The sequence below is a fragment of the Ruegeria sp. O5 genome (genome assembly GCF_056535105.1).
In genome coordinates, this window is record NZ_JBQERN010000009.1 from 129,113 (window position 1) to 139,886 (window position 10,774).

Below are 10,774 nucleotides of genomic sequence, written 5' to 3' on the forward strand. Positions count from 1 at the left end.
CTTCACCTTTTCCCAAATACTCAAACCTGCAGAACGCTGGACACTAGCAGTTGCGTATAGGCGTGTTGGGGATCATCCAGCACCTGATCGGTCAGCCCGGCCTCAACCACATGACCATCCTTCATCACCATCAACCGGTCGGCCAACAGGCGCACCACAGCAAGATCATGGGTCACGATGATCGCGCTCAGCCCCAATTCACGCACCAAGCCGCGCAAAAGGTCCAGTAATCGCGCCTGAACCGAGACATCCAGCCCCCCGGTCGGTTCGTCCATGAACACCAGTCGCGGGCCAGTCACCAGATTACGGGCGATCTGCAAACGTTGCTGCATCCCGCCCGAAAACGCGGTGGGCCGGTCATCAACGCGCGCCGCCTCGATCTCGACCCGGCCCAGCCAGTCAATGGCCTTGTCTCGGATGTCACCATAGTGGCGCTCGCCCACGGCCATCAGCCGTTCACCAATATTGCCTCCGGCACTAACTGACATCCGCAGCCCGTCACGTGCATGCTGATGCACAAAGGCCCAGTCGGTACGGCTCAACATCCGGCGTTCGGGCTCCGACATGGTCACCGTATCCACCGGCCCGTTCGCGCGCGTGTCAAAGATCACCTGCCCCGCATCGGGCACCAGATGACCCGCCAAACAATTCAGCAGGGTCGACTTGCCCGAGCCACTTTCGCCCACGATGCCCATCACCTCACCGGGGTAGAGATCAAAAGTCACATCCGTGCATCCGATCCGCGCTCCATAGAGCTTTTCGATGCCCTTGACCTGCAACAGGGGGGTCATGCTGCGTCCTCTCCGGCCAAGCGGCCCACATGGCCGGTCGCGCGGCGCGACCGGCAATAATCGGTATCCGAACAGACAAACATTCGGTTGCCCGCATCATCCAAAATGACTTCATCCAGATAGCTGTCCTCGGCCCCGCACAGGTCACAGGGATGATCGGCCTTGGTGGCCTCGAACGGGTAATCCTCGAAATCGAGGCTCACGACCCTGGTATGTGGCGGCACTGCGTAGATGCGCTGCTCGCGCCCGGCACCGAACAGCTGGATTGCATCCATTTCAAGCTTCGGGTTGTCGAATTTCGGGATCGGGGACGGGTCCATCACATAGCGGCCAGACACTTTCACCGGATAGGCGTAAGCGGTCGAGATCGCCCCGTGCTGGCTGATATCCTCATATAGCTTCACATGCATCAGCCCATATTCTTCAAGGCTGTGCATCTTGCGTGTCTCGGTCTCACGCGGCTCGAGGAAGCGCAGAGGTTCCGGAATCGGCACCTGATAAACGATAATCTGATCTTCGCGCAGCTTCGCCTCGGGGATGCGGTGGCGGGTCTGGATCACCGTCGCCTTCTCGGTTTCCTCGGTCGTCTCCACACCTGCGGTCTTTTCAAAGAACTTGCGGATCGACACTGCGTTGGTCGTGTCATCCGCACCCTGATCGATGACCTTGAGCGTATCCTCAGGCGTCAGCGTCGCGGCCGAGACCTGCACCCCTCCGGTGCCCCAGCCATAAGGCATCGGCATTTCACGGCTGGCAAAGGGCACCTGATACCCTGGAACAGCCAAGCCCTTCAGGATGGCCCTGCGGATCATCCGTTTAGATTGTTCGTCCAGATATGCAAAGTTGTACGCGCTCATAGCAATCCCCGCGCAGTTAAGGCTACTTCAAAGGCCTGAGGGCTGGTAAAATGTATGGCGTCCATGCCAACGGCGCGGGCTCCATCCACGTTTCTTGGGCTATCATCGACAAAGATACAGTTCTGAGGGGAAAGATCGGCCCGGTCGCACATCCGACGGAAAATCTCGGGCTGCGGTTTCAAAAGCTTTTCCTGACCTGACACTACGGTCACGCCAAAGACCTCGCCCAGTTCAGGATGCACACCAACACCAACGGGCCATGTTTCCGCTGACCAGTTGGTGATTGCATGAACCGGGGTGCCCTGTTCTTTCAAACGATGGAGCAATCGCCAAGTTCCCTCGATCTTGTGTGGGACGGTCATGGCATAGCGCTCAACATAAGAACTCAGGCGTCGCTGGTCGTCAGCATCTTCCAGTTCAGCAGCCAGATCAGCGAAATCCTCACCCCCATCGGCCCGCAGATTGCGTTCGGGGAAATCGATACGAGTGAGAAACTCTGCCACCGCCTCGCGGCTACCCATCTCATCCAGCCATGCCAAATGCGGATCCCACTGGATCAAAACGTTGCCGATATCAAAAACAACAGCCTTCATTCCGCAGCCTCCTTTGACGTGATCCGCGCGTCAGCCTCGCGGCGCAGTTTGCGGACCAGTTCAAGCTCGGACTGGAAATCCACGTAATGCGGAAGCTTGATGTGTTCGAGAAAACCGGTCGCCTGAATGTTGTCCGCGTGGCTCAGAACAAATTCTTCATCCTGCGCAGGCGCGCCCAGATAGTCTTCGCCCAGTTCTTTCCACCGCAGTGCGCGATCAACCAAGGCCATCGCGATGGCCTTTCGTTCAGACTGACCGAAGACCAGACCATAACCACGCGTGAACTGAGGCGGCTCGGTTTTTGAACCCTTGAACTGGTTCACCGTCTCACACTCGGTCAGTTCGACCTCGCCGATATCTATGGCAAAACCCAACTCGGGGATGTCCATTTCAACAGCAACCTTGCCGATCCGCAATTCACCCACAAACGCGTGGTTGCGTGCGTAACCGCGCTGGGTGGAATAAGCCATGCCCAACACGAAACCCTCATCCCCGCGAGTGAGCGATTGCAGGCGCAACGGGCGACTGGCAGGAAATTCCATCGGTTCGCGCGTCAGGTCGCCGGGGGTGTCATCACTTGCTTCTTCGTCCTGAATGAGGCCCTCGTCCTTCAGGAATTCGGTGATATGCGGCGTCGGTTCCTGCCGTGCAGAACCTTCCGGAGCATTCGGGGCATCACCATCCGCAGCCAATTTGAAATCCAGCAAACGATGCGTATAGTCGAACGTCGGTCCCAGAACCTGCCCACCCGGCGCATCCTTGAACGTGGCCGAGATCCGGCGGTCGCAGGCCATCTCACCCGTTTCGACCGGATTGGAATAGCCAAAACGCGGCAGCGTGGTGCGATAGGCGCGGATCAGAAAGATCGCCTCGATCAGATCGCCCCGCGCCTGCTTGATCGCCAGCGCAGCCAGATCGGGGTCATAAAGCGAGCCTTCCGCCATGACCCGGTTCACTGCAAGGCTCAGCTGTTCGCGGATCTGCGCAAGGCTCAGCTCCGCCACATCGGTCGCACCCCGGCGTTCTTCGGCCAACCAGGCATGGGCGTTCTCGATAGCTTTTTCACCCCCTTTGACAGCAACATACATCGCTTACGCCTCCGACGTGATCTGCGTGCTGCGTGGCAGGGCCGCAACCCTGTTGCCGCAGGTAAAGAAGAAATCGCACCCCAGAGGGTAGAGCATCGCGTTCCCCTGAAGCGCCGGAATATCCGGCAGAGACAGGCGCGCGGTCTTTTTGATGCCGGGGCCGCTCAGAACGGCACCGCTCTGCTCTAGCCGGTCGCATTCCACAATCAGGGTCGCAGAACGATCCGGGTATTCCGGCGTTCCGATGCGATAGGCGTTAAGCGGTCCCAATGCCTCCCACGTGCCAACGGCAAAATCAGCCTTTGCTGCGGATACGAGCGGGGCGCCCGTGTGGAATGTCAGCCAATTGCGGATTGCGGCGGTATCGGTGCCTCCGGCCAGGTGAACCCTGGTCTCGGGGTCGCACAGCGTCAGCAGCAGTGTACCGGCCGCCACGGACAGGGGCGCTGGAGGTTCGCCGCCCGATAGCACACGTATGTCGCCCGGGCATGCCATGACGGTCATCGCAGCGCGGAACGCATGTGCAGCATCGACAGGTGCGTTTTCAAAGCCCCCGGAAAACTGTGTTTGCGCGGCCATCAATCTTCCCCCCGAACAAGCGTGAAAAACTCAACCTTGGTGGCCGCTGCCTTGGCCGCGCGAGTGCTTTTGACCGCCTGCATTTGCTGCTGAAGCGGGTCGAGCAGCCGCGCCTGCACCTCATCCGCTGCCCCGGTCTGCATCATCGCATCAATCAATGCTGCGGCTTCGGCCTTGGGTTTCGATCTACCCTGAACATAACCGTGACCAACAGTTCCATCCTGCAACACCACAGAACAGCGCGTGACCGTCATTTCACCCAGGTTGAACGGCGCTCCGGTGCCGCCGGTGCGACCACGCACCATCACGCTCCCGACCTCGGGGCGGCGCAGCCAGTCAAAGCTCGGGCGGGTCTCAATCCCGTCCCACAAGGTCATCAGGGTGTCGTCAGGTGCACGGGCCAGCAATCCCATCCAATCCCTGCGCGCCCCGTTCGCGATTTCTGTCTGATCTGTCATCAAAGCCTCTTGGCCGGGTTGTCTATATGAACTATACAACTAGACAAATATTAACCTGCGTGTGCGCAACACGCAATCTCCAACTGTGTGAAGATTTGGTGACATGAGCAAAACGCCGATCTGGAAAAGCATTGCCCTGCGCCTGACCTCGGACATTGCCGAAGGGCGGTATCAAACCAGTGACCGCCTGCCGACCGAAGCGCAGCTGGCCGCCCAATACGGTGTCAACCGCCACACAGTGCGGCGCGCGTTGGCTGACATGTCGGAACAAGGTCTGGTTCATGCCCGGCGCGGTGCGGGCGTTTTTGTGGCGGCGCGGCCAACCGACTATCCGATTGGCAAAAGGGTTCGATATCACAAGAACGTCTCGGCCAGCGGCAAGATACCGGGAAAGAAAATCCTGGCCCTGACCACACGTGCGGCAGATGAAGCCGAGGCCGAAGCACTGGGTCTGAGCAAAGGGGACCCGGTGCATGTCTATGACGGGTTATCGCTGGCGGATGGGCAGCCCATAGCCGTTTTTCAAAGCGTCTTCCCGGCAGAACGCTTTCCAAACCTGTTACAGGCGCTGACCGAGACCCAGTCAGTAACAAAAGCCCTGCAACGCAGCGGCATCGCGGACTACACCCGCATCTCGACCCGATTGACCGCGCGCGGCGCGACAGCAACGCAAGCCCTTCACCTGCAACTGTCCGAAGGTGCTCCGGTGCTGTTTTCGATCGGTGTCAACGTGGACCCGGACGGCGCACCCGTCGAATATGGCCGAACCGTCTTTGCTGGTGAGCGTGTCACGCTGACGCTGAACGAAGAGTAAACCACAACCCCTGCCGCTCGATCTCGACCTCCTGCCGGAGGTCTCATCCCGTTGGGCATGGCGCGAAATCCGGATAAACTGCCTTTGGGCCGACGTTATCCGACAATCGGATGAACGGTCGTGCAAAAGCTCTGTGACGCTTTTTCAAACGGTTGCGCCGCACTGAACCGTGCCGTTTTCTTGTCCTTCCAATCCCGGTTCAGGGCAACAGGAACGGTTTGGGATCGGGTGTGCGCGGCCTGCGCTTTTTACCCGCCTCACCCTGAATCAGACGGCGGCGCAGCCAGCCCGAAAACCAATCCATCAACATCACCATCAGAATGATCAGGATGATGTAATAGGCCACCTCTTCCCAGTCTTTCTGCGTGATGATTGCCTGCGTAAGCAGCAAACCAATACCGCCGCCTGTGATTGCACCGATCACCGTCGCACTGCGGGTGTTGGATTCGAGGAAATACAAAAGCTGGCTCAGCAAAACGGGCGTAACCTGAGGGATAACGCCAAACCGATACCGTTGCGGGGCGTTCGCACCCGTGGACTGCACACCTTCGATCTGCTTCTGATCTACGTTTTCCAGTGCTTCCGAGAAGATTTTGCCGAATGTACCGGTGTCCGTCACCAAAATGGCAAGCGCACCGGTCAACGGGCCGGGACCAAAGGCGCGGGCCAGAACCACAGTCCAGATCAACGCATCCACGCCGCGCACAAAGTCGAATACACGCCGTGTCGCAAAGCGGATGGATCTCATCCGGTTGAAATTGCGCGTCGCAAGAAAGGCCAGTGGCAGGGCCACAATCGCCGCGCCAAACGTGCCCAGAAATGCCATCAGGATCGTCTCGAAGATGGCCCAGGCCACATCCTGATGGCGCCACATCTTGTTGGTCCAAAAATCATTAAAGATCGCACCCGCCTCGCCCGACGCCGCGAGCCCGGCCAGTTCCGGGAAGGACTTGCCGAAATAAGGGCTGTCCAGCGTGAACCAGAACAATTCCCAACCTGTGAAATAGCGAAACACCTCGGACCGGTTGCGGGTGACAGTCAAACGACCTGCGTCCGTGGTCACAGACAGCCGGTTTTTAGAGACATTGATCCGCTCCGGAATCTCGCCCTCCGGCAACTCGGCCTGCACACCGGCCGAACGCGTGGGCGTCGCGCGAATGGTGCCATAGCCGGGAATGTCATATTCCACCGTCTGCGCACCGAAACGCACCACATGGCCCTTTTCAAGGTCGATCACGGTCGTCTCGCCCAGTGCCACCCACTCCGGCGCCTGACCCTCAGGGTAAGCGCCCTTGCGCTCACCCTCGATGGCGACAGACACTTCACCGGTGCGATTATCCCGCGCGACATGCGTTTTGTAGCTATAGCTGTCTGCCACCAGCGTCTTGCCATTTGCCCAGTTTGCGCGCCCCACAAGGCCCGACACGTCAAAAGCAAAGAAGACATAGACCAGATAGACGAAAACCAGAGCAGGCAACCCGAAATTCATCAACCTTTTGCGGTTGAACAAGCGATCTGCTTCGGCTTTGAGGTCATCAACAGTCAAATTGGTTGCGAAAGTGCTCATGCCAAAGCTCCTTTTTCCGAGCCGTGGGTCAGACGGTCGCGAAGGTAGCCAGACAGCTGGTCGACGACCACGATTGTAACGAACAGAAGAATGAAGATGGCCGCGGCTTCGTCATAACGCCCTTGCCCCCAGGACATGGCATTGCGCAGCTCGTAACCCAGACCGCCCGCCCCGACAAATCCAAGAATGGCCGAGGCACGGATATTGATCTCGAACCGCAGCAGCGCATAGCTGACATAGTTCGGCCCGACCTGCGGGATCACCCCCAGATACATCCGCTGTGACCAGTTGGCACCGACGGAATGCAGCCCTTCCACCGGTTTCAGCGAGGCATTCTCGTTCACTTCAGAAAACAGTTTGCCCAATGCGCCAGCTGTGTGAATCGCAATAGCGATCATCGCGGGAACCGGGCCACCGCCCAGAATGAAGATCAGAACCAACGCAATCACGATCTCGGGAATGGCGCGGCAGATGTCTGATATTCGGCGAAACAGCGGGATAAATGACGGCCACAGCGCCATGCCGCGTGTCGACATCAGGGCGAAAATCGTCCCGACAATTGTGCCGACAAGCGTCGCTGCCGCCGCGATGTTGATTGTCTCGACCAGAGCCGGGAAGAACGAGACCAGATTGGCTGGCATTTCGGCAATCTTTTCCCCCGCCTCGGACAGAACCTCTGTGGGGTAGTCAAGAATACGGTGCCAGCCATCGACAAAGCTGCCGGCATTCCGGTTGTCGGCTGTGCGAAACCCTGCTGCCATCAACGACAGGAACAGGATCAGGAGAATGCCGCCATAGACCCGCTTGCGTCGTGTCATCGCTGTATAGTCGTTGCGGATCTGATCGACGGATAAGGACCCTGCGGTAAGGTCTGTCATGGAATGCTCCTGAAGGGAAAACGGGGTCCGGTACATCACCAGACCCCGATCATTGGATATGCAGTTTTAGTTGGACTTCAGCTTGCGCGCTTCGATGATGACCTCGTAGGCCTCATGCTTGATAGGATCAAAGCTCTTGGCTTCACCCGCAGCCACACCATAGAAACATTCGCGGTCTTTTTCATCCAGCGTGTTCCACAATTCGGTAACCTGAGCTTTGACATCCTCGGGCAGAGCCTTGCGCAGTACAACCGGGCCTTCCGGGATCGGTGCCGATTTCCAGATCTCGACCAGATCGTTCATGTCGACCAGACCAGCATCCACAGCGCGGCGCAGCGCGCCCGACTGATAGCCGTCTTCCCACTCGCCGAGACCATCAGCCCAGGTCACACCGCCATCAACGTCACCGTTGTTCACCGCAACGATGGTCTGCTCGTGACCGCCCGTGAATTTCACCTCAGCAAAATAGTCACCCGATTCCATGGTTGCTCCGGTGGCCTGGGGAATCTCGATCGACGGGATCAGATAACCCGAGGTCGAATTCGGGTCACCAAAGCCAAAAACCTTGCCCTTCATGTCCTCAAGCGAGGTGATGCCGCTGTCCTTGCGTGCAAAACCAACCGAGTAATAGCCGTAACCGCCATCGGTGTTCACCTTGACCAGTACCGGCTCAACCGCTTCGGGGTCGCTCAGATAGGTTTTGGCATAGCCCGACGCACCCAGCCAGGCGACATCAATCGTGCCGCCCAGCAGCCCCTGTATCACTCCGTTATAGTCGGCAGGGGCAAACAATTTGGTCGGAACGCCCAAAAGTTCTTCGGTGTATTCGCGCAGACACTCGTTTTTGCTCATCCGGTCCTGAGCGTTCTCGCCACCCAGAATGCCGATACGAAACTCGCTGATTTCTTCAGCCATGACCGGTGCGGCCAGTGTTGTGGTTGCGACCAAGGCAGCAATCAGTTTTTTCATCTGTCTCTCTCCAGTTTGATAACCCCGGCCTCTCATCGGGCCGGGCGATGAAAGGGGTTGGGACGGCTCAAATGGTTGCTTCTGCTTCCATCAGCGCCTTTCGCGTGGCGTCGAGCGTTTCGATTTCCGTTGATGTCGCTTCTTCCGAAAAGCTGGCATCGGCACCATAGATCTCGCGAGCAACGCCCGTGGTCAGTTGCTCGGGCAGCCCATCGAACACGATGCGCCCGTCGCGCATACCAACCACGCGGTCGCAATAGCGACGTGCAGTGTCCAGTGTGTGCAGGTTGGCGATGACAGTGCGGCCATCTTCTTCGTGGATGCGGCGCAGCGCCTGCATCACCACCTGTGCGTTCATCGGGTCCAGCGAGGCAATTGGTTCATCCGCCAGAATAATCCTCGGGTCCTGCATCAGAGCCCGCGCAATCGCCACGCGCTGTTGCTGGCCGCCCGACAAGGCCTCGGCCCGTTTCGGAGCGTGTTCCGCAATCCCCAACCGGTCCAGGATGTCGATGGCACGGTGAATTTCATCCATCGGGAACAGGTTGAACATAGCGGCCAGCGTCGAATGACGGTTGAGCGTGCCATGCAGCACGTTCGAAACCACATCCATGCGCGGCACCAGGTTGAACTGTTGGAAAATCATCGCACAATCGGCCTGCCAGGCGCGTTTGTCACGGCCTTTCAGTTGGGTGATGTCCCGGCCTTCAAACAGGATTTCACCTTCGCTGGCATCCGTCAGGCGGTTAATCATCCGCAGCAGGGTGGACTTGCCCGCGCCCGACCGTCCGATGATCCCGATCATGCATGGCTTGTCCACATCCAGCGTCGCGGCATTCACGGCAACATTGTCACCAAAGCGTTTGGTCAGTTTCTTGATACGCAGCACGTGCCACCCCCAATTCATGTTGGCGGACTGCTACAGATGCCGTTCAACGGATATGTGTCAGCGTAGTGAAAGTTTTGTAACGGCACGACACGTGCGGGGGGTATCCATCGCCCCGCCTCACGGGTATACGCATCCGCGACTCTTCAGCTGATACGAGGCCAATATGAGCTTTGACCGCACCATCAAGATCGCGCCGTCCATTCTGTCCGCCGACTTTGCCAATTTCGGGCAAGAAATTCAGGCCATCGAAGCGCAGAGCGCGGATTGGGTCCATGTTGACGTAATGGATGGTCATTTCGTCCCGAACCTGACCTTTGGCCCGCCAGCCGTCAAAGCGTTCCGCCCGCATGTAAAGACGGTCATGGACGTGCACCTGATGATCACGCCGGTCGATCCATACATCCAGGCCTACGCTGATGCAGGCGCCGACATTCTGACCGCGCATGTCGAGGCAGGGGCCCACACCCACCGCACGCTGCAGGCGATCCGCGCCGCGGGCATGAAGGCAGGCGTAGCCTTGAACCCGGGCACCCCGGCTGAGGCGGTCGAACATCTGCTGGACCTCACCGATCTGGTCTGCGTCATGACCGTGAACCCCGGCTTTGGCGGCCAGAAGTTCATCGACATGACTGGCAAGATCCGCAAATTGCGCCAGATGATTGGTGACCGCCCCGTGCATATCGAGATCGACGGCGGTGTTGATCCCCAGACAGCGCCCCTTGTTGCCGCAGCGGGGGCTGATGTGCTGGTGGCCGGGTCTGCCGTGTTCAAAGGCGGATCAGTTGATCGGCCCGAGGTTTACGGTGAGAATATTCGGGCCGTACGGGCCGCAGCTGAAGGCGGGTTGGGCTGAGCCGCCCGCTCTCGACAGAATATTTTACTTTTCACGCAAAGCTAGACTTCTTTGAATTCGTCGGTCGGGATGCGCCCTGCCTTGACGTTCTGGTCGTGGCCTTCATTAGGGTCATAGACGCGCCGGGCTGAAGCCCGGCCTACGGGTAGGTCGACGGTCTTCGATAGAAAAGCCTAAAAAAGGCCGCCCCTTATGGAGCGGCCTTCATTCGTTAACCGATGTGCCGGGCTGAAGCCCGGCCTACCGATTATTCTACGATTTTCGACACGACGCCGGCGCCGACGGTGCGGCCGCCTTCGCGGATGGCGAAGCGCAGGCCGTTTTCCATCGCGATGGGCGCAATCAGCTCAACGCCGAACGACACGTTGTCGCCGGGCATGACCATCTCGGTGCCTTCCGCCAGGGTCACGGTGCCGGTCACGTCAGTGGTCCGGAAGT

13 protein-coding genes are annotated in these 10,774 nt (G+C 58.7%); 2 read left to right on the top strand and 11 right to left on the bottom strand.

Annotated elements, in window-relative coordinates; translation table 11 throughout:
- Window positions 1-20: 20 nt before the first annotated feature.
- The 6 genes from phnK to phnG are packed head-to-tail and all read right to left on the bottom strand — an operon-like array spanning window position 21 to window position 4,366.
- Window positions 21-791 (bottom strand): phosphonate C-P lyase system protein PhnK, encoded by a 771-nt coding sequence (phnK, locus tag ACR0M3_RS13010; RefSeq protein WP_480911204.1) that lies wholly within the window; start codon window positions 789-791, stop codon window positions 21-23.
- A complete protein-coding gene (locus tag ACR0M3_RS13015) occupies window positions 788-1,648 on the bottom strand; it encodes an alpha-D-ribose 1-methylphosphonate 5-phosphate C-P-lyase PhnJ (protein ID WP_480911207.1) in 861 nt (286 codons plus the stop codon). The genes phnK and ACR0M3_RS13015 overlap by 4 nt, the downstream gene beginning before the upstream one ends.
- Window positions 1,645-2,241 carry an HAD family hydrolase gene (locus ACR0M3_RS13020; protein WP_480484063.1) on the bottom strand — a complete coding sequence of 199 codons (597 nt, stop codon included), beginning with the start codon at window positions 2,239-2,241 and terminating at the stop codon, window positions 1,645-1,647. The genes ACR0M3_RS13015 and ACR0M3_RS13020 overlap by 4 nt, the downstream gene beginning before the upstream one ends.
- Window positions 2,238-3,329, bottom strand: coding sequence for a carbon-phosphorus lyase complex subunit (locus tag ACR0M3_RS13025; protein WP_480911208.1), 1,092 nt, complete (start codon window positions 3,327-3,329; stop codon window positions 2,238-2,240). Before ACR0M3_RS13025 ends, ACR0M3_RS13020 begins: the two co-directional genes overlap by 4 nt.
- Before the next feature lie 3 nt (window positions 3,330-3,332).
- Entirely contained in the window at window positions 3,333-3,908 is a 576-nt protein-coding gene (gene phnH / locus ACR0M3_RS13030) for a phosphonate C-P lyase system protein PhnH (RefSeq protein WP_480488331.1), read from the bottom strand.
- Complete coding sequence (gene phnG / locus ACR0M3_RS13035; RefSeq protein WP_480507124.1) at window positions 3,908-4,366, bottom strand: phosphonate C-P lyase system protein PhnG; 459 nt, start codon at window positions 4,364-4,366, stop codon at window positions 3,908-3,910. The genes phnH and phnG overlap by 1 nt, the downstream gene beginning before the upstream one ends.
- Window positions 4,367-4,469: 103 nt before the next feature.
- Here phnG and phnF point away from each other — a divergent pair, with 103 nt between their 5' ends.
- Window positions 4,470-5,180, top strand: coding sequence for a phosphonate metabolism transcriptional regulator PhnF (gene phnF / locus ACR0M3_RS13040; RefSeq protein ID WP_480507125.1), 711 nt, complete (start codon window positions 4,470-4,472; stop codon window positions 5,178-5,180).
- Window positions 5,181-5,379: 199 nt separating this feature from the next.
- Here the strand turns inward: phnF and phnE (ACR0M3_RS13045) are convergent, their stop codons facing one another.
- From phnE (ACR0M3_RS13045) to phnC, 4 genes are all read right to left on the bottom strand, one after another.
- Window positions 5,380-6,747, bottom strand: coding sequence for a phosphonate ABC transporter, permease protein PhnE (phnE, locus tag ACR0M3_RS13045; protein ID WP_480911212.1), 1,368 nt, complete (start codon window positions 6,745-6,747; stop codon window positions 5,380-5,382).
- Complete coding sequence (gene phnE, locus ACR0M3_RS13050; protein WP_480911215.1) at window positions 6,744-7,625, bottom strand: phosphonate ABC transporter, permease protein PhnE; 882 nt, start codon at window positions 7,623-7,625, stop codon at window positions 6,744-6,746. Before phnE (ACR0M3_RS13050) ends, phnE (ACR0M3_RS13045) begins: the two co-directional genes overlap by 4 nt.
- Before the next feature lie 66 nt (window positions 7,626-7,691).
- Window positions 7,692-8,594: a phosphonate ABC transporter substrate-binding protein gene (phnD, locus tag ACR0M3_RS13055; protein ID WP_480484070.1), complete on the bottom strand. Its 903-nt coding sequence runs from the start codon at window positions 8,592-8,594 to the stop codon at window positions 7,692-7,694.
- A 67-nt stretch (window positions 8,595-8,661) separates the two neighbouring features.
- On the bottom strand, window positions 8,662-9,483 hold the full coding sequence (phnC, locus tag ACR0M3_RS13060) for a phosphonate ABC transporter ATP-binding protein (protein WP_267365713.1): 822 nt from the start codon (window positions 9,481-9,483) through the stop codon (window positions 8,662-8,664).
- 163 nt (window positions 9,484-9,646) lie between these two features.
- On the opposite strand from phnC, the gene rpe reads away from it, so the two are divergent.
- Window positions 9,647-10,336: a ribulose-phosphate 3-epimerase gene (gene rpe, locus ACR0M3_RS13065; protein ID WP_480488339.1), complete on the top strand. Its 690-nt coding sequence runs from the start codon at window positions 9,647-9,649 to the stop codon at window positions 10,334-10,336.
- A gap of 247 nt (window positions 10,337-10,583) precedes the next feature.
- Here rpe and ACR0M3_RS13070 read toward each other — a convergent pair.
- Window positions 10,584-10,774: EF-Tu C-terminal domain-related protein (locus tag ACR0M3_RS13070; protein ID WP_480488341.1), on the bottom strand; the 191-nt coding region annotated here is incomplete at its 5' end.